The organism is Butyricicoccus faecihominis (assembly GCF_014648015.1).
Classification (GTDB): Bacteria; Bacillota; Clostridia; order Oscillospirales; family Butyricicoccaceae; genus Agathobaculum; species Agathobaculum butyriciproducens.
The window spans coordinates 72,223-89,570 of record NZ_BMQH01000005.1; the positions used below are offsets into that span (position 1 = coordinate 72,223).

General features: G+C 47.9%; 16 protein-coding genes, 1 tRNA gene and 3 pseudogenes. 11 read left to right on the forward strand and 9 right to left on the reverse strand.

Features of this window, described 5'->3' with window-relative positions:
- Positions 1-82 precede the first annotated feature (82 nt).
- Positions 83-158 (forward strand) — tRNA-Met (locus IEY11_RS06225).
- A gap of 1,009 nt (positions 159-1,167) precedes the next feature.
- On the opposite strand, the pseudogene IEY11_RS06230 reads toward IEY11_RS06225, so the two are convergent.
- Positions 1,168-1,470: pseudogene (locus IEY11_RS06230) on the reverse strand (transposase); the annotation flags it as partial.
- Positions 1,471-1,811: 341 nt separating this feature from the next.
- Between IEY11_RS06230 and IEY11_RS06235 the strand changes: the two are divergent.
- The 3 genes and pseudogenes from IEY11_RS06235 to IEY11_RS06245 form a co-directional block, all read left to right on the forward strand.
- Positions 1,812-4,313 (forward strand): site-specific integrase, encoded by a 2,502-nt coding sequence (locus IEY11_RS06235; RefSeq protein ID WP_118729240.1) that lies wholly within the window; start codon positions 1,812-1,814, stop codon positions 4,311-4,313.
- Positions 4,314-4,534: 221 nt separating this feature from the next.
- Positions 4,535-5,101 carry a Uma2 family endonuclease gene (locus IEY11_RS06240; RefSeq protein ID WP_188886091.1) on the forward strand — a complete coding sequence of 189 codons (567 nt, stop codon included), beginning with the start codon at positions 4,535-4,537 and terminating at the stop codon, positions 5,099-5,101.
- Between the two features lie 52 nt (positions 5,102-5,153).
- Positions 5,154-5,865 (forward strand): annotated as a pseudogene (locus tag IEY11_RS06245) (IS256 family transposase); the annotation flags it as partial.
- A 154-nt stretch (positions 5,866-6,019) separates the two neighbouring features.
- Here IEY11_RS06245 and IEY11_RS06250 read toward each other — a convergent pair.
- Positions 6,020-6,357: pseudogene (locus tag IEY11_RS06250) on the reverse strand (transposase); the annotation flags it as partial.
- Between the two features lie 218 nt (positions 6,358-6,575).
- Between IEY11_RS06250 and IEY11_RS15210 the strand changes: the two are divergent.
- Positions 6,576-6,854, forward strand: coding sequence for a helix-turn-helix domain-containing protein (locus tag IEY11_RS15210; protein WP_188886092.1), 279 nt, complete (start codon positions 6,576-6,578; stop codon positions 6,852-6,854).
- On the opposite strand, the gene IEY11_RS06260 is transcribed toward IEY11_RS15210, so the two are convergent.
- The 5 genes from IEY11_RS06260 to IEY11_RS06280 all read right to left on the reverse strand — a co-directional run bounded on the left by IEY11_RS06260 (position 6,771) and on the right by IEY11_RS06280 (position 10,972).
- The gene (locus IEY11_RS06260) at positions 6,771-7,628 is read right to left on the reverse strand and encodes a GIY-YIG nuclease family protein (RefSeq protein ID WP_188886093.1); all 858 of its coding nucleotides are present in this window, start codon (positions 7,626-7,628) and stop codon (positions 6,771-6,773) included. The two genes, IEY11_RS15210 and IEY11_RS06260, sit on opposite strands and share 84 nt — an antisense overlap.
- Before the next feature lie 34 nt (positions 7,629-7,662).
- Positions 7,663-8,478: an ADP-ribosylglycohydrolase family protein gene (locus IEY11_RS06265; protein WP_188886094.1), complete on the reverse strand. Its 816-nt coding sequence runs from the start codon at positions 8,476-8,478 to the stop codon at positions 7,663-7,665.
- 5 nt (positions 8,479-8,483) lie between these two features.
- Positions 8,484-9,128: a vWA domain-containing protein gene (locus tag IEY11_RS06270; protein ID WP_119214786.1), complete on the reverse strand. Its 645-nt coding sequence runs from the start codon at positions 9,126-9,128 to the stop codon at positions 8,484-8,486.
- A 77-nt stretch (positions 9,129-9,205) separates the two neighbouring features.
- Positions 9,206-10,249, reverse strand: coding sequence for an O-acetyl-ADP-ribose deacetylase (locus IEY11_RS06275; protein ID WP_188886095.1), 1,044 nt, complete (start codon positions 10,247-10,249; stop codon positions 9,206-9,208).
- A 522-nt stretch (positions 10,250-10,771) separates the two neighbouring features.
- Positions 10,772-10,972, reverse strand: a complete 201-nt coding sequence (locus IEY11_RS06280; protein ID WP_188886096.1) for a hypothetical protein — start codon at positions 10,970-10,972, stop codon at positions 10,772-10,774.
- Positions 10,973-11,374: 402 nt separating this feature from the next.
- Here IEY11_RS06280 and IEY11_RS06285 point away from each other — a divergent pair, with 402 nt between their 5' ends.
- The 3 genes from IEY11_RS06285 to IEY11_RS06295 all read left to right on the forward strand — a co-directional run bounded on the left by IEY11_RS06285 (position 11,375) and on the right by IEY11_RS06295 (position 13,009).
- Positions 11,375-11,611 (forward strand): hypothetical protein, encoded by a 237-nt coding sequence (locus IEY11_RS06285; RefSeq protein ID WP_118729233.1) that lies wholly within the window; start codon positions 11,375-11,377, stop codon positions 11,609-11,611.
- Complete coding sequence (locus tag IEY11_RS06290; protein WP_118729232.1) at positions 11,608-12,675, forward strand: tyrosine-type recombinase/integrase; 1,068 nt, start codon at positions 11,608-11,610, stop codon at positions 12,673-12,675. Before IEY11_RS06285 ends, IEY11_RS06290 begins: the two co-directional genes overlap by 4 nt.
- Positions 12,676-12,853: 178 nt before the next feature.
- The gene (locus IEY11_RS06295) at positions 12,854-13,009 is read left to right on the forward strand and encodes a hypothetical protein (protein ID WP_158578288.1); all 156 of its coding nucleotides are present in this window, start codon (positions 12,854-12,856) and stop codon (positions 13,007-13,009) included.
- A gap of 171 nt (positions 13,010-13,180) precedes the next feature.
- Here IEY11_RS06295 and IEY11_RS06300 read toward each other — a convergent pair whose 3' ends face one another.
- A complete protein-coding gene (locus IEY11_RS06300; protein ID WP_116705357.1) occupies positions 13,181-13,633 on the reverse strand; it encodes a VOC family protein in 453 nt (150 codons plus the stop codon).
- 134 nt (positions 13,634-13,767) lie between these two features.
- Positions 13,768-14,514 (reverse strand): DeoR/GlpR family DNA-binding transcription regulator, encoded by a 747-nt coding sequence (locus IEY11_RS06305; RefSeq protein WP_188886097.1) that lies wholly within the window; start codon positions 14,512-14,514, stop codon positions 13,768-13,770.
- A 155-nt stretch (positions 14,515-14,669) separates the two neighbouring features.
- Between IEY11_RS06305 and iolC the strand changes: the two genes are divergently transcribed.
- The 3 genes from iolC to IEY11_RS06320 are packed head-to-tail and all read left to right on the forward strand — an operon-like array spanning position 14,670 to position 17,339.
- Positions 14,670-15,701, forward strand: a complete 1,032-nt coding sequence (gene iolC / locus IEY11_RS06310; RefSeq protein ID WP_117490221.1) for a 5-dehydro-2-deoxygluconokinase — start codon at positions 14,670-14,672, stop codon at positions 15,699-15,701.
- Positions 15,698-16,531 carry a class II fructose-bisphosphate aldolase gene (locus IEY11_RS06315; protein ID WP_188886098.1) on the forward strand — a complete coding sequence of 278 codons (834 nt, stop codon included), beginning with the start codon at positions 15,698-15,700 and terminating at the stop codon, positions 16,529-16,531. Before iolC ends, IEY11_RS06315 begins: the two co-directional genes overlap by 4 nt.
- A gap of 1 nt (position 16,532) precedes the next feature.
- Positions 16,533-17,339: a 5-deoxy-glucuronate isomerase gene (locus tag IEY11_RS06320; RefSeq protein ID WP_118284784.1), complete on the forward strand. Its 807-nt coding sequence runs from the start codon at positions 16,533-16,535 to the stop codon at positions 17,337-17,339.
- Positions 17,340-17,348: the final 9 nt, after the last annotated feature.

The window sequence follows — 17,348 nt, forward strand, 5'->3', positions numbered from 1 at the left end:
TTGAAAATTATGCTTGACAACTGTGTTATCCTATGGTATAGTATATAAGCACTCTGAAAGAGAGCTGCGATAAAATCTATATCGCGGGGTAGAGCAGTTGGTAGCTCGTCGGGCTCATAACCCGGAGGCCGCAGGTTCAAGTCCTGTCCCCGCAACCATGTTTAACCGCTGATTTCGTTGAAATCAGCGGTTTTTTTGTATTTTCAGAGGATTTGAAGATGCGCAGATAGGCGCTCCAGCCCCAATTGTACCCCAACGGGGATAAAATGAGAGTGGGATTTGCTGGTTTTCGTTTGTGTGATAGGTATAATGACAATAGAAGTTTTTTTGAATTTATTCCCGCGCGAATAGAATATTGAAGTGCCCCCAAAAAAAGTTAGACAATCCTTCATACCGTAATATCAACTAATTTCGCAACCTTTTTAAATATTCGGTTGATGTTGACTCCATATAAATTAAAAGGGAGACTACAACACCGCGATGCTGTGCGTCTCCCCCTTATGACTGATTTTATCGTTGTCCGCCAACACTCCAGCCCATACGTCTGGAATCACAATCAGGTTTTATCGTTGCCTGCCAACCCTCCGGTCTATACATCCGGATTCTCTATCGGATTTAAGGTGTCAGCCGCACCAGCAGGATGTCGCCTGCTTTCCTATTTATAGTATATTCGATATATGGTTTTTAATCAACCAGTTTTGAGAATTCTCTTTTGAAATTTCGTTTTATAAAGTGCATAAGCGCAGCGCTATCAGTAGCTTAGCTGAGAAGCGGTAGTGGAGATGTAGGTCTGCGACGGATCTTAACTCTAATATTGTATCTTAACTTGAAAAGAGTTATGATGCAATATTAGAGTTAACTGCGCAAGTAGACAGCTCTTTCTTCACACGTTTCGTTGACTTTTCCACTGGAAATGCATATAATGAAAATGGACAGAGGGCGTCATCCCTCTGGTGCGGCTGGCACCTAAAATCTGAAATTGATGCCGGACTTTGGGCCGGAATGTTGGCGGGCAACGGAAAAACCCGATAGCGATGCAGTAGAATGGTCTTTGATCAGATGGAACTGTATGTCGGCGGACGACAGAAAAACCAGTTATGAAGAGAAGACATGCGGCATTGTGAAGTGACCCCAAAAAGTTAGACAATATTTTGAAGTAAAAATTGTTCAAGCAGCCGAAAGGGCTTGCTGTCTGTGAATTGCAGGCGGCAAGCCCTTGAGCTTTGCCTTGATCCTGCGATTGTTGTAGTAATCCAGATACGCAATGAGCTCCTGCTTGAAGTGTTCCATGGAATGAAATTCCTGTAGATACAACAGCTCGCTTTTAAGTAATCCAAAGAAGTTTTCAATCACAGCATTATCCAGACAGTTTCCCTTGCGGCTCATGCTTTGCCGGATGCCCTTCTCTCGGAGCATGCGATAGTACTGCTTGTGCTGATACGGCCAGCCCTGGTCGGAATGGAGAATGAGGTCTGTACCATACAGATCATCTAAGGTGGCTGCCATTGTTAAAAGTTTAAGCTCATTCAGTTCATTGACAAGCTCGTTCATGAGAGCGGTTCCTGTAAGCACCAGTTATCCACCTCCTTGCGCATCTGATTAACAAGAGCTTTGCTGCGAGATAAAAGGGTGTCTATACTGAAAGCTTCCGGCGGCAAACCAAAGAAACTTGGGCGGACTGTCCAAGTTTTTTAGATAAAAAGGAGAAAAATGGGAAATTTTTTCATAGCCCAAGAAAAGTAACGGGACAAAATTTAGATGAGTTTAAAGTTCCGTGCAAGTGTGATCGGAGCGATTATAAGTATCAACCAGTGACAGCAGAAGGCGAGTTAACGCTGGAAGGCGGTTACGAACAATTTTTGCTGGATATGCAAAATGATCGTCACTGGGCCAAGAGTACATGCATAGCGTATGACAGAGAATTCTGGCGGTCTGTTGCACCGATTTTTCGGGGGATACCGTATGCAGATCTCAATGAAGAACTGGCAGAAAAGCTGTGGATGGAAAGGCGACAGTTTGGTCTGGGTGACAGGATCATTGAGCAAAACGCTGAGAAAATTTTTTCCTGCATTGTTGAGCAAGCATATCAGCATGACCTGTCCCAGATGCGTTTCTGGGGAAATGTTGATGTGGAACTTTGCAAAAATGGTCTTGCGCGCACCGCTGAGGGGCAAAAGTATTTGTTCAATCTTGCACATAAGCTGCTGAAGCGCCCAAAATCGCTTCCCATCAGCGTAGTAATTCGTATTTATGAAGAAATGTTAAGTCGTGCAGATCGCTTTGGTGAGTGCGTTGCACTGCTTGCAATGCTGCTGCTGGGCCTTCGCACCTCAGAGGCCGCTGGCTTGTCATATGGCGATATTCGTCAGATGGATGAGGATCTATATGCGATTGAACGCAGATATGTGGAAAAGCAGAGCTCGCGTGACGTTCAAGTGGGCGGAAAAACATCAAATTCATATCGCTTGCTGCCACTTGTAAAAGAGTTTCGAAATTTTCTTATGGAACGTAAAAAGAAAGCGCTCACATATTACCATGAGCATGGAGGTACATCGGATGCAGAGGTAGATAGATGGCCGCTTGGATGTCAAGGTCAAGCGTACTGGAAACGCTGCACGACGAGAGAAGTGAATCAAATGTTTAAAAATATCTGCTGCGATGCTGGTGTAGAAGAAGGTTTTTTTGAGGAAGCGGATGCACTGTTAACGGTTGATGAAACATATGGGAAAGAGTATGAACAATCTGTCACGGCGTATATTCTGCGTCATCAGGCAGCAACCGAGTATGATACCACGGATGCTTCTCGTGACGAAATTTCGGCACTGATGGGTCATGCACAGGAGAATGATGGAACCGAGGTGTTTGACTTCGCCAATGCAGATGGACAGCGCAGACTGCTTCATGTCATGATGCAGCGGCCGATTTATATGTATATCTGTGGTAAGACCGGGATGGAGCAGGATACTCTGAAAAAGGGTATGTCGAAAGTGTATGACGGTCCGGTTGAACTGACGGTGACGGAGAATGCAGAGTATGAGCTTTATACGGAAACGATAGAGCCAAATGATAGGTTGAGAGTCGAAATCGAGGGCGAGGCAGAGTTATTGACAGAGCAAACAATCCTGCATACATATAGTTCGTTTAAACGGCCGATGGAACTGGGATGTACGTCAGCAATGCGTGAGGAAACACGTCTTGCGGCGGATATGGCTGAGAAGAGCCGGTCTATTTATACATCGGTCGGCCTTTTTGAGAATCCGGAACTTGTGGATAGTATGCCGGAAGTGGAGGATTTAGAGCGCGAGTGGCTGCCGGAGGTCGTGGATGCAGAGGGAAAGCCGTATCCATGCAGCCAACAGGCTGAATCGTCAAAGATGAAGTCAAAGCTGGAGGAGAAAGAGGGTATCTGTGAAGAAGAATTGCTGGCTGTGTTATCCAGCGGCAGACTGGTTAAAGTGCCGGAAAACCGCTGGATTTGTAAATCAGGCGTTTGTTCGATGGGATTGGATAAGAAACTTCAAGTGAAGCGGATAGTGGTTTTCCGACAATCAGCTGATAAAGTTCTGGTCAGTTCGAGTGGTCAGGCATGGTATCTGCCGGCTTCAATAACAGTGGATGACTTCTGCAAAAATGGTAGATGGCAGAAATGTCATGAAGCATTGCTTAAAGATGGTGTGCTGACCGAATGTAATCTTAAGGATACTTCGCTGGTCTGTGCAGCGCAAAGCGGCAGGCAGGTGCGGCTGTCGTTGGATCAAGTGCGTGTTATACCAGACGGTATGCAGATTGTACGTACAGGTGGGGAGAAAATTGTCACAGCGTGTTGCAGCACAGCGGAAGACGAATTGCTGTTTGTCAGCCGTCAAGGAAAGGCATTGCGCGTGTCTGTTCAGGCGATGCATGAGTATAAAAATCTAGGTATCGGATTGGTTTCCGGCATGAAGTTGAAGACAGGAGATTCACTTTGTCAGCTTATGGTCTACCAGCCGGAGCATAAGCTGATTATTGTGACAGAGAAAGGCAGAGGACTTGTACTGTCGCCGGACACAGCGGAAAAGCGTATGATTGAGCCAAAGCTGGGACTGGGTGCAGGTGTACAGCTGATACAGTGGGGGCATGGCGGCGATGTCATAGATGCGTTATATGTGGAAACAGGTGTACTGCTGGTAACTAAGCAGGGTAAGGCGCACTGTCATGACTTGAGTGAAGTAACTCCGCAAAATAGAGATACGACGGGACACTGGTGGGTTACAAATCATGATGTTGTGGGTGCGGTTGAGGTGGGGATTGCTAAGGCAACACCGCACAATTAAAGTCGCGGCTCCTTGCGTAGGTTCCGGTCACGCTGCCGCGCCTCATGCGCAACGTCATTTTACCGGCCTTGACGCAGGACGTGGAGTGTGCCGCCGTCGCAGGCAGAGGCCCCAGTTAATAGCCGAAGTAGTTTTAACTGGTTATGCTATTTTCAGTGTGTTATAATAAAATCAAATTATTGCGAAAAACGAGTGTCTGACAATACGAGGAGGGTTAAACCATGCCATTACCGCAAACCACACACAGCACCTATGCCGACTATCTGACATGGGATACCGAGCAGAAGTATGAGTTATTCGACGGCGTGGCAGTCATGCAGGCGCGTCCGAGTATCCAGCACCAGAACATAGAGGGCGCACTTTTGCAGCAGCTCCGCAACTTTCTGGACGGCAAGCCTTGCCGCGTATTTGCAGAGATTGAGGTGCTTCTTCCGAACCATGCCAACCAGAGCGCAGATGATGTGAGTACCGTCTATGTGCCTGATCTGGCGGTAATCTGTGATCCTAACAAATTGTGTGAACAATACTGCTTCGGTGCGCCGACTGTAGTAATGGAAATCCTTTCTCCCTCAACTGCCAAAGCTGATCGACTGGTGAAGCTGAACCGTTATCAGCAGGCGGGCGTACCGGAATACTGGATCGTATCGCCGCAGGAACAGAACGCAACCGTGTTTGTGCTGGAGAACGGCTTGTATCGTACCGTTGCCGTTTACACTAAAGAAGACACCGCCGCAAAGGTGTTTACGCTGATCGGTTGTGAGCTGGATTTGATGCACGTATTTGAGTGATGAAGTAACGAAACGTCACCCTATTTCAGAGGGGATAGCAATTTACGACACCTACATGGGTGCAATCCACTATTCTGTACGGGATAATGGAGTCATTCGTAAACTTGCAGCCTACGTTATTCTCGGCATTAATGCGGAGGGGAAAAAGAAGTTCTGACGATTACGCTTGTTGACAATGAAAGCGCAAAATACTGGCTGGCAGTCTTGAACGAACTGAAGAATCGCGGAGTGAAAGATATCCTGATTGTCTGTGCCGGTAGCCTTACCGGTATGAGAGAAGCGATTTCAGCTGCGTTTCCCAAGACAGAATATCAGCGGTATATTGTCCGTCAGATAAGAAACACCCTGAAATACGTTCCGGATAAGGACAGAAAAGCCTTTTTTGCAGATTTAAAAACCATCTATCAGGCCGTTGATGAGCAGAAGGCTCTGGCTACCTTAGACCGCGTAACTGAAAAATGGACTCCGAAATACCCGAATTACATGAAACGCTGGAAGGGCAACCGAGATGCTATTCTCTAATTTTTAAGTTTTCAACCACTGTCCGAACGGTCATTTATACGACAAATACAATCGAATCGCTGAATTCCACTTACCGGAAGCTGAATCGCCAGAGAAGCGTATTTCCAAGTGATACCGCTCTGTTAAAGGCGCTGTATCTGGATACTTTTGAGGCGGCGAAAAAATGGACTGCCACGATTCGTAATTGGGCTCAGGTTTATGGAGAATTGAGCATTATGTATGAAGGACGCTTACCTGAATAATCCAAAAGCGGATCAAGAAGACAGGCGGGAAATCGCCTGCTCTTGACAAGCCCGTAGGTAGCCGTTATATATAAAGCAAGAGCGACAAGCCTGATTCACAAGCTTATCGCCCGTAATTATCATAGAAGAATCTTATTTACAGAGTTTTTTCATACACTCGAATCTCCGTTTCCGGGAACACTGCATGGATGGCTGTATCGAAATCGGTCAAATTGTCTGTACATGCGATAAAAATATCCTCTACGCCCCGATTCCTCAGGCCATTCAGTACGGTCGCCCAGAACTTTGCGCTCTCATTCTCGCCGACCCACATCCCCGGAACATCTTTGCGGCCATCCAGATCAAGGCCGATGGCAATGTACACTGCTTTTTTTACAATCTGACCTTCGATAGTGGATCGCATCCAGAAAAAACTACGGCGTAGATCGATTCCAGAGGCCGCTGCTGCCATTCTTTCGCCACAGGCAGAATCTTATCCGTGATCCGGCTTACCGTACCATTGCGACCTTCAATCCGCTCGGCTTCCCAGAGCGCGCCATCTCGGACGGTACCCGCACCCGCGAGATCATCGAGAAAAACCTTGTCGGCGTGCCAGATATCACCGAGCCCATGCCTGAAGGCTTTGGTATGTACGCAAGATAATTACTTCATATCAAGTGGAAAGAGTCGGACAGTTTGCGAAGTAGTCAATAGTTAGTAATGCGCAGTATGTGATAAAGCGCCGTATCGGCGAGATGCAGGATATGCTTATGCATACGGTCACACCGATTGCGGAAATTGCGGATATGCTCGGCTTCAGCAGTATCTATCACTTTAATGCAATGTTCAAGAAATACACCGGCCTTGATAGGATTTGTCATTCCATCAGGGAGTTGCTGTATCATCCGAAAAATATCACAAAACGCTTAGTTGCGGTTCATGCCAAACGGCTCGCAGGTCAGCAGTTTTTTCTTCCAGAGCGTTTCTGCATCTATGATCTGATGATCTGAAAGTGATTTTGACAAAACTTGCAGAACAGAAAACTGCAAATCGTGACAGCTGTGGTCCGCAGACTTCAAATAGCTGATCATGCCCTTGTTATTTCCGTGGCCGCCAGTGGATACATAGACGGACCAACGCCCAAGAAGTCCGTCGTAACCATATGTCGATCCGACATATCGGTTCCCTGTCCTGGTATCCACGATCAGATAAACTGCGTTGACAGAAGACATGGCCGCATGCCACAGTTCATAGTCCGTATCATTTTCGATCACTTCTTTCAAATCATCAAAGGACAGAATGAGCTGTTCAAACCCCACAAACGGCTTTTGAGTCTTTGACTCAATCGCTACGATGGGCTTTTCGGTCGTGGCCTTTTGGTGCCACATTCGAGTCGATCCGCCCCAGTCGATGACCAGCTTTCCTTCGTAGTCCTTCAGCAGATCCACCGGTTCCAAATCAAAAAACGCTCTTTCACCACGGTATTTTTTTGCCTCACAGTCGGGCAATCCGGCGGGACATACATCCGGTATATCCGCTACAAAGCCATTGACACGACAGCAGGAATGCAGTCTCGCGTATGTACCGCCGTCGCTAATAAAAGTGATCCAGTAGGAATACCCTTTGCTGAAACCTGTTTTTTGATGCTGTGTGTATTCGTATACCATACCGGCCTTGTAGCATTCTCTGAATCGTTTATCAGACAATGCGTGGCGTATCAGCTTGACCTCTTTCGGGTCAAGTCCTACTTTCTTCAGCACATCGGAAAAGTTCAAAATCGCCATGACTGCCCATCCTTTTTCTCTTTTCGGTTACAGTTTACCATAGTTTTTGCCGCAGTAAAAGCACATTTTCACACGCTTGCAGTATCCCTTCCAGCTCCGGTGTCAGGCGTTTGCGGCACTCCTGTTTCAGATCTTCCTGCACACCATAGAATGCCTCGGCGATGCTGCCGGTGATAGCGGCCAGCGTGTCGCTGTCACCGCCGAGGGACACCGCCGTGCGGAGGGCATCCTCAAAATCCATGCTTTCCAAAAATGCAGCAATAGCCTGCGGCACAGTCTCCTGACAGCTCTCCACATGATGATAGGTTGGGCGGATTTCGTCGCAGGTGCGGGTGAGGTCATAACTGAACTCGCATTCCACATACGCTTTGATCTCCACCTTGCTGTGGCCGGTGCGGGCAAGAAAAATCGCTGCAGTAACGGCTTGTGCGCCCTTGATTCCCTCCGGATGATCATGCGTTACCTCAGCGGTGAGTTGTGCCAGATGCAGCGCCTCTTTCATACTCTCTGCCAGCCATGCCGCGGGAGAAACCCGCATGGCACTGCCGTTGCCATAGCTGAGGTACGGCTGCGGGTTATCCTCATACAGCCACTGATTGAACCGCACACCGTAGCCCTTGTCGGGATAAGCATGTCCCAGCCGCTGCATTTCCCGCACCAGCGCCGTTTTGATGGTGATAGCATCCTGTCCGTGAGTATCCAGCAGGGCCTGTGCCACGGCCAGCGTCATTACCGTATCGTCGGTAAATTCGGACCGCTGACTGAATAACGGAAAGTCCTTGGCCTTGTAGTTGTTGCAGTCAAATTCGTAGGGACTGCCCACAATGTCGCCCAAAATCGCACCGTACATATTCATCATCTCCCGCGTTTCTGCACATCTTCGTCGATGCGGCGCTTCCAGTCGGCGCCGAGAGGTCTTGCGGCGCGAACGCTGCAAACTATTTCGCTGATGACCTCATAGTTCAGTGCTGTACCGGCCTCATCGCACTTGTAGTTCACCGCACAGTCAGCGCCGATGCCAAAGCGTGCCGCTTCCTTCGCTGCGTCGATATTGGCACCCAGAAAGAGAAACTCCCAGCCGTACTTTTCCTTCTGTCGCTCGATCATGCGCCGCACCGTTTCATAGTCATAACGGCGGCTGGCATTTTCGTAACCATCGGTGGTGATAATGAACATCGTCTTTTCCGGTACATCTTCGCGGCGGGCGTACTTGTGGATGTTGCCGATGTGGTGGATGGCCCCGCCCACGGCATCTAGCAGCGCCGTGAAGCCGAGGGTGAAATACTCCTTCTCGGTCATGGGCGGCACATCCTCCAGCGGCAGGCGGTCGTGGATGACCACGCTCTCGTTGTCAAAGAGTACGGTGGAGACCAGCGCCTCGCCCGCTTCCTTTTTCTGCTTGGCAATCATGGAGTTGAATCCACCGATCGTGTCTGTCTCCAGCCCCGACATGGAGCCGCTGCGGTCCAGGATAAAAACCAATTCTGTTGTATGCTTCATAAAAAAACCTCCTGTGATTTGTTATCTCTATGGTAGCAAATCACAGGAGAGCAGTGGTCGCTTTTCAAGCGACATTTTTATGCGCCGAGCAAGCTCTGATCAAAGGCGAACAGAGCTTCGTTGATTTCAAAGACGTTGTAGTTTCCATGCTCCACGAAATACTCCACGATAATGTCAAACTTGTTGGAATGGGAGAGCGCGAACCCCGCCTTCATGAGCATATCCTTCATTTCCGCAAGCGGCAGCTCAAGGGCAATGGCAAATGCAATGACTGTGGGCTTGGAAGGTTTGTAGGATTTGTCCGAACGGATCTTCGAGAAGAGTTTCCGATCAATATTTGCCTTCTTATAGCACTGTGCGTCCGTCATGCCGCGCTCATCAATCTTCCGCAGAAGCATCTCGGAAAAGCTCTCGTCGATCTGTCCCAGTGCATCATCAAGGGTTGCCGCCTTTTTAGGGGCAACTGCCGCAGAGAAGGGAGGTGTGAGCTGTTCGATTGCAATTTCACGAATGGATGCCTCGCAAGGCATCGGCTCTTCCATCCGGAAGGTGTTCATTCTGCGCAGACGCTCGGAACGACTATCGGTATGTTCGTCCACATAGCGGTCATCTATGTACGCTGCAATATCAGCAAACAACTTGCCGCTGATCTGATAGGCTTTACGGTCAAAAATGACAATGTATACTGTCATTTCGTTTTCAAGAAGGAAACTGCTGATGGTGTCAATTGCAACCTTGAGAGCCTGATCCTTCGGATAGCCGAAAATGCCGGAGGAGATCAAGGGGAATGCAACCGATTCGCAGCCGTATTCCTTCGCCAGCATGAGCGAAGTCTGATAGCAGGAGATCAACAGTTCACGTTCACCATGCTGTCCATCGTACCAACGAGGACCGACAGCATGAATGACATATTTGCATGGCAGCTGATAGCCCTTTGTGATTTTCGCGCTCCCGGTTTTGCAGCCACGGAGCGTTTTACATTCCGCCAGCAGCTCTGGTCCTGCAGCACGATGAATACAGCCGTCCACACCGCCGCCACCGAGCAGCGACTCGTTGGCAGCGTTGACGATGGCGTCAACCTTCATTTTCGTAATGTCGTTTCTCACAACCTGGAGCGGCATAATCTTCACCTCTTGATTTTCGTTTGAATCTATTGCATCAAAACCGGTTTAACAATAGGTATGTTGAATGAGTGCACCTTTCTTGATCGGCTGACATAGATTTCCTTTTACAGCGGTTCGGCTCGCTTGCGGGACAAAACTTCACCAGCTTGTTTGGTAAAATGTGAAATGTTTAAGACAACACCGTACAGAATTTACTCGTACATCGCTCTTACCCAGTTATGCGGTATTGCCATACGCCGCCGGGATTTTGATCTGGATTACTCGAATTATGTGAAAAAGGATTTTCCCGCGTTCAGACGCGAGCGTTCCAGACTCTCCGGGAGATTTGCAGCATATGAGGAATATTCTGGATTTCACGAAAACGAAAAGCGATTGCCTTTTTTTACCGTAATTCCCTTTGAACGCTAATGAGGCGAAAGACAATCCCTTTCGGGAAAGCCTTTCGCCTTATTTTGCGACCGTCTATACGCAACGAGTCTTTTGAACGATATGTAATTGCACTGGGAGTGCAGCGGATAATCACTCACGTTTCTCCGCATTATCGCGCTCCATAGTTTCTTTGATTGCACGTTTGATAAATGCGGTGGTGGATTCGCCTTGGTGGTTAGCGCGCGCCTGAATAACGGCGCGTTCGCCCTTGGGCACGCGGAAACGCACCTCATCTGTCTTTTCTTTCTGCCATTTTGCAGTAGCACGCATTTGCGCCTCGGTAGCCGCCATTTGCTCCCCCCTCGATATTATATCAGAGAATAGATTACACGAATATAGTGAAATTGAAATACAAGTTGCACTTATATTTGTGCATAATGCATGTTATGCAAGTGCTACTTATATGCTATTATATCAATAGTAAGAGAATTTCAAATCAAATACGGCAGTACAAGAGAGCGCCAACTCCCTTGCACCTGCGCAGGTGACGACCCACCTACACAACGGAAATCTCCCCACTATAGTACCAGTATACCCTTTTTTCGACGTTTACGCAAGGGTAAACGCCACGATCAGTGCAGAACTTCCGTCTCTTTGTCATACCGATAAATACTGTGTAGGTTTTAGATCTGCACAGTTTTTTATTTTTGACGGTATTTGCATTTATGAAATGACAAAGGAAGGCGAGATTTAATGAAAAACAAATATTTATTTCGTGTTTTTCCATATCCGGGTATCGAAACAGTATGCTGGGAAAGCTGGGACTTTGAACGTCAGCAGTTGACTCTGCCGGACGGCAGAAAAGTTTGTTTGGACAATATGCAGGCAGCTTTTGTGCGATATTGTTATCGCAAGCAGTGTGAGTATCATCAGCACGCGCCGCACATGGGCGACCGTATTTTTCAGACGTTCAAGGTGAAAACGGTATGACGCTGAACGAATGGACAGGGCAATGGCTCGCAACATATGTCAAGCCCGTGGCGAAATCGAGCGGTTATGAGCATTACTGCGACAATATGTATAAACATATTCTCCCTAAACTGGGTAATCTGCCGATGAGCCAGCTGACGACAGCGGTCGTGCAACGGTTTCTGAACGACGAGGCACAGCATGGCAATCTGCGCACCGGCGGTCCGCTGAGCGCGAAAAGTGTCAAAAACCTGCGCGTGGTGCTCGATGTCTGCTGCAAACGTGCGGTCGCAGACGGAGTTCTGACCGCAAATCCGGTCCCGGAAACCGTTTACGCGCACTGCCGGGCGAAAAAGCTGACGATGCTGAGCGACAACGCGCAGACAAAGCTCGAAAAGTGGCTGTTTTCCGACCTGTCGCTTAACAATGCGGGCATCATTCTTGCACTGTACACCGGAATGCGGATCGGCGAGGTCTGCGCAGCGCGGTGGAAGGATTACGACGCGTCGAGCGGCACGCTGCATATCACGCAGACGGTTCGGCGCGTCACGATCGACCCGAGCGCGGAATACGGAAAACGCACAAAACTGGTGTTCAGCACGGCGAAAACCGAGGCTTCGGAGCGTTCACTGTACCTACTGGAAGTGCTGCAAGGCCTGCTGACCGTGCAGTGGGAGCGGTTTCGTTCCCTGTTTGAACGGGCGCCGACAGAGACAATTTACAGCGCAGTGGGCGGCGTGCTCGACCTAGACCATCTGAGCGCTTACTGGCGAGATGTGCTAGTCGGTCTGCACCTGCCGAATGTACGGTTTCACGACATTCGGCACACGTTTGCGATGCGCGCCATTGAGCAGGGCGTGGACGCCGCGACTGTCGCAGGTCTGCTCGGGCACGCCGATGTGACGACTACTACGCATTATTACGTTCACCCGCGCGAAGCGTCCATGCACCGCGAAATGGAAGCAATCGAGCCGGTCGGGAAAATCGGTCACGCATGGCAGAACACGCGCTTGTTTGCGCCGACTCATGCGGAGGAGAAAATCCCGAAAGCGGATTTCTATGAAAAACTTCAAAAGTTTGTGTAAGGTGTGTCAGCAACGCCCCACGAATGCGGAGGATGGGATTTGTGCGATTTGCCGCCACCGAAGCAGAGAACGGTCACTCTATAAAGCGTGCGGAGAAATTTGGACAGCATCACCGGACGGGTTCTGTTGTAAATGCTAGAAGAAAGACAAAGAGAACAAGCGGTACGACTCGGATGCATTGCAGAAAGCGATTAAAAGAACGCAGCTGACGCTGACCATTCTCAAGTATCGTGCGGAGGGCATTTCCTATCAGAATATTGCCAGTCTTGTCGAGCTGCCGGTGGAAACCTGCTATACGATGGCCAAGCGAGCGCTTGAGGAAGGGCAGAAGTAAACGATCGAAAGGGCCTGCTGTCTGTGAATTGAACCGCTACCCGTCAAGAGGACAGTGAAAAAATATAAAGATTTTCTGGCCGGCAGCCTATAGGTTGCCGGCCGCATTTTATGCAGCGAGCCACAACGAGAAAGCGTTTGTGACTAACAAACAGGACGCTTCGTTCTCTTTTTATAGTGCTTGCATCATTTCAAGTATAATTCCATCTGGATCTTTGAAATAGAAGGCTTTACTTTCTCCAAATCCTTGTGAAGTGAAATTGAAATGTTGAGGTTCAGATAAGCACTCTACATTGTTTTCAATAAAATGCTTATAAGTCAAATCAATATCATCAGTATAAAAACACAGTTCGGAGATAGATGTAGTGAATAAATCTGACTGTATCTTATGAACCGCATTATCTATAAACTGAATAAGTTCAACCGGTGGAGATTCAACATTTTTAGAACCGTTTAGATAAGCAATCCGTGCTTTACAGTTTCGCCTATGAAATAATTTATCAGTTTCCTCACCCGCCATCAATAATTCTCCTTGGAATTCAAGTCCAAGAATATCTCTATAAAAAGCAATCGACCTATCCAAATCTGATATTGTTAATCCAACGTGATATATTCTTCCAACCATTTATTATATATCTCCTTAAAGATTTTCCATACTCCTGTTTTCATTACACAACTGTATTCATAAGGCAATACCGCATAATTTCGGCAAAACGCCGCAGCTTTAATTGTGCGGTGTTGCCATAAACCTTACCGGTACTATATCAAAAGGATTTCGGTATGATTCTGATGCAAAATCGTACGGTATTCTTCAGGCACATCATCCGCAATCAGATATTGAAATGCATCGAGATCGGCAACAGGATACATGGCAATTTGACCAAATTTATGGCAATCTGCCATCAAGTACCAGGACCGTGCCATAGACGGCAGATTGCGATAAATATGCGTCGAAACAATAGAATGTACTGTAAGCCCCGCCTGTAAATCAATGCCCGAGATACTCGTAAATGCTTTTGAAACGAAAACATGATTTGTGAAGGTGTTTGGGTTTTCAGGACTTGAAAATAAGGTGTGCGCATCTGTGGATGTCACTTCTCCACCGAGCAGATATACGCGGGAATCCGTCTTCAACAGGTCATTTAGCGCGGTAATATTATTCGTTACGATCGACAGGTCATGAAAGCGTTCAAGAAGCTTGGCCAGATAGCAGCAGGTTTGTCCGGATCCCAAAAAAATGCTGTCACCATCCTGTATTTCTTCGCAAGCGCGTTCAGCCAAAGCAATTCGTGTTCGATCGTTTACATTGGATAGCGAAGAAGGCAAAGCGCAGTCCGCCAGCATCGCACCACCGTAAATACGCTTGGCAATCCCCTCGTCCTCTAGCTGCTGCAAATCTTTCCGAATGGTAACACGACTGATGTCGAACTGCTCACTCAAATCGTTGACTAACACTTTTTTATTTGTAAAAAGCATCTTCCTTATTTCTTCAATACGACTTGTCATAGTACATTCTCCTTTCTTCTTTTAAGATAAACGAAATAAAACGAAATGTCAATATGAAATAATCGAAACCGAAAGAAAGTGAAAGTTGAAATAAACGCAGGATGGTGATATGCTGAAATCAACAAGGGAACGAAAGCCCAAAGGAGGAATCCAACATGAAAAATGTGCAGGATCGGCGTATAGAACTGTTATTGTCCGGACGTGCGGGGATCGACCTGAACACCACAAAAGCAGGCTGCACCTTTGCTGATATCCCGGCATTCACAAAATCCGTAGGCGGCTCTCCCGCTAATATTGTGCAGGGAGCGGCACGTTTGGGACTAAAAACAGGCTTTCTTGGAAAAGTAGCGCACGATGGTATGGGAGAATATATCCTATCCGCTTTGCAGGCACAAAATATCGAAACCAAAGGTATTGTGGTTGATAAAACAGGGGCTCGCAACTGTATTGCAGTAACAGAGATCATCAGCGCCGAAGAGAGTGGCGGCTATGCAACCGGCGGGGATGCATTCCACCATGGAACGTATCTATACCGGCAGGGAACAGCAGATATGCTATATTCCCCCACAGATGTAAATCGTGATCTGATTGCCGCATCCCAGTCCGTGATGCTTTCGGGCACTGCATTCTCTCAATCCCCTTCGCGTGAAGCAATGTTTACAATATTGCAGCTGGCACGAGATTTCGGAACGATGACCGTTTTAGATATCGATTACAGGCCATTCGGCTGGGTATCAAAGGATGAAACTGCACGTTGCTACCAACAGGTGATCACACAATGCGACATCGTTATTGGCAATCGAGAAGAATTTGATGCTGTTGAATACCTCACCATGCCGGGCAACAAAGATAATACCAAATCAGCACAGGCGCTGTTGGATGCCGGCGTGAAGCTGGTCATTGTAAAGGACGGTGCAAACGGATCCACAGCATACACGTCTGACGGTAAGGTCTTGCGCTGCGGCAGCATTCCTACCGCAGCAGTAAAGACGTTTGGTTCCGGTGATGCATACGCAGCAGGATTGATGTATGGCATTCTGCGAAAACACAACTTAGCGTATGCAATGCAGCTTGGCACCGCCTGTGCCTCATTGGCGCTGAAAACAATCAGCTGTGGAGATGCAATGCCTAATTTACAAGCCGCAGAGCAGCATCGTGCACAGCACGAAAAGGAGATGATGCCATGAAGTGGGAACAGAATTATGTTGCACAGGCCGCACAGCAAAAGCGAATCATCCCGGGATTTAATATATTTGGATACGAAGATGCGCAGGCTGTGATCCGTGCCGCCGAACGCGCTGTTTGTCCGGTTTTGCTGATGATCAACCGTGATGCACGTACGGCAATGGCGGTGGAGCATTGGTCAGCACTGCTGAACGCTTTAGCCGAATCTTCGAGTGTACCTGTTGGCATTCATCTGGATCACTGTACCGAAACAGATACCCTCATCCGTGCGATCGACAGCGGCTTTACCTCGGTTATGTTTGATGGTTCGCACCTACCGATAACCGAAAATTTGAAGATCACACAAGCTATTGCGCAGTATGCACATAAAAAAAACGTGTTTTTAGAAGCGGAACTGGGAACCGTTCCGTATAGCGATATCGGAGAAACCGAAATAAATCTAACCGATCCGGAAGAAGCGCGGGAAATGCAGGAGCAGACACAGGTCGATTGGCTCGCTGTTTCGGTTGGGAATATTCATCGTTTAGCCACCCGTAAGGTTTCCATTCAATTTCCTGTTTTGCAGCAAATTGAACACAAATGCCAACTGCCTCTGGTAATTCACGGAGCAAGCGGCATCAGGGACGGAGACATTTCACAGCTCAAGCAAACTCGGGTTGGAAAAATGAATTTTGGAACCGTTTTACGAAAGACCTTTGCAGATCACTTGCGTTCCGAAATGAAAGCCCAGCCAGACGAGTTCGATCGCCTTCGCCTATTCAGCCAGCCAATTGCGCAGGTAGAAGAACAGGCGCTTCACATCATCAAAATGCTATGGCAGGAGGAAAACTAACATGAAAATTCATCAGCAGGAGCCTTTTTCGATTGGTTATCACCCAATTACAGAATTAAACGGCAAGTATCGTGAGATGATGATGGATTTTGGTATCCTTAAGATTTCCGCAGACATGGAATTTGAAGATAACCTGCCGCTTGAACGTGTATTTGTCTTGCTTTACGGTGAAATTGAAGTCGAGTTCAATGGAAAAATCGTAAAGGGTACTCGACCCACCTACACCAACGATACGATCTGGAGCGTAAACTTGCCCAAGGATATCCCTGCCAAATTGCGTGGTATTGCAAAAGAGAGCGAGATCGCAGTCATTCGAACTGAAAATGAACGTGATTTCATGCCGGTAATCCGCGCTCAGGATGATATTGTGGAAGAAGTACGTGGCCAAGGTTTCATGAACGAGGCCGGTACTCGTATTGTGCGAACGGCACAGGATGTAAAACTTTCTCCGGAATCCAATATCATGTTTGGGGAAGATATGCACTATCCCGGAAAATGGTCCGGCTTCCCGTCACATTCACACGCACAGCCGGAAATCTACTTTTATAAGTTTTATCCTCAAAACGGTTTTGGCTTGCTGCGGCTGGGAGAGGAAGGCGTTCTGCTGGAACACAACGACACCGTTTTAATTGAACCCAACAAGGTTCATCCACAGGTTGCCGCCCCCGGCTATGCGATGTATTACCTTTGGGTCATTCGGCATCTGGAAGGAAATCCGTATATTAAACCGGATTTTGACCCGCAGCATCTGTGGGTGGAACAACCCGGCGCAAAATATTGGCCTGATTCCTGCGAAGGAAAAGCGTAAAGGAGGACT

Bases quoted from the DNA above. Each gene is read 5' to 3' on its own strand.
- IEY11_RS06320 (WP_118284784.1), top strand. From the start codon at position 16,533: ATGAAAATTCATCAGCAGGAGCCTTTTTCGATTGGTTATCACCCAATT.
- IEY11_RS06275 (WP_188886095.1), bottom strand. From the start codon at position 10,249: ATGCCGCTCCAGGTTGTGAGAAACGACATTACGAAAATGAAGGTTGAC.
- iolC (WP_117490221.1), top strand. From the start codon at position 14,670: ATGAAAAATGTGCAGGATCGGCGTATAGAACTGTTATTGTCCGGACGT.
- IEY11_RS06260 (WP_188886093.1), bottom strand. From the start codon at position 7,628: ATGGCGATTTTGAACTTTTCCGATGTGCTGAAGAAAGTAGGACTTGAC.
- IEY11_RS06300 (WP_116705357.1), bottom strand. From the start codon at position 13,633: ATGGTTGGAAGAATATATCACGTTGGATTAACAATATCAGATTTGGAT.
- IEY11_RS06290 (WP_118729232.1), top strand. From the start codon at position 11,608: ATGACGCTGAACGAATGGACAGGGCAATGGCTCGCAACATATGTCAAG.
- IEY11_RS06305 (WP_188886097.1), bottom strand. From the start codon at position 14,514: ATGACAAGTCGTATTGAAGAAATAAGGAAGATGCTTTTTACAAATAAA.
- IEY11_RS06240 (WP_188886091.1), top strand. From the start codon at position 4,535: ATGCCATTACCGCAAACCACACACAGCACCTATGCCGACTATCTGACA.
- IEY11_RS06265 (WP_188886094.1), bottom strand. From the start codon at position 8,478: ATGTACGGTGCGATTTTGGGCGACATTGTGGGCAGTCCCTACGAATTT.
- IEY11_RS06270 (WP_119214786.1), bottom strand. From the start codon at position 9,128: ATGAAGCATACAACAGAATTGGTTTTTATCCTGGACCGCAGCGGCTCC.
- IEY11_RS06315 (WP_188886098.1), top strand. From the start codon at position 15,698: ATGAAGTGGGAACAGAATTATGTTGCACAGGCCGCACAGCAAAAGCGA.
- IEY11_RS06285 (WP_118729233.1), top strand. From the start codon at position 11,375: ATGAAAAACAAATATTTATTTCGTGTTTTTCCATATCCGGGTATCGAA.
- IEY11_RS06280 (WP_188886096.1), bottom strand. From the start codon at position 10,972: ATGGCGGCTACCGAGGCGCAAATGCGTGCTACTGCAAAATGGCAGAAA.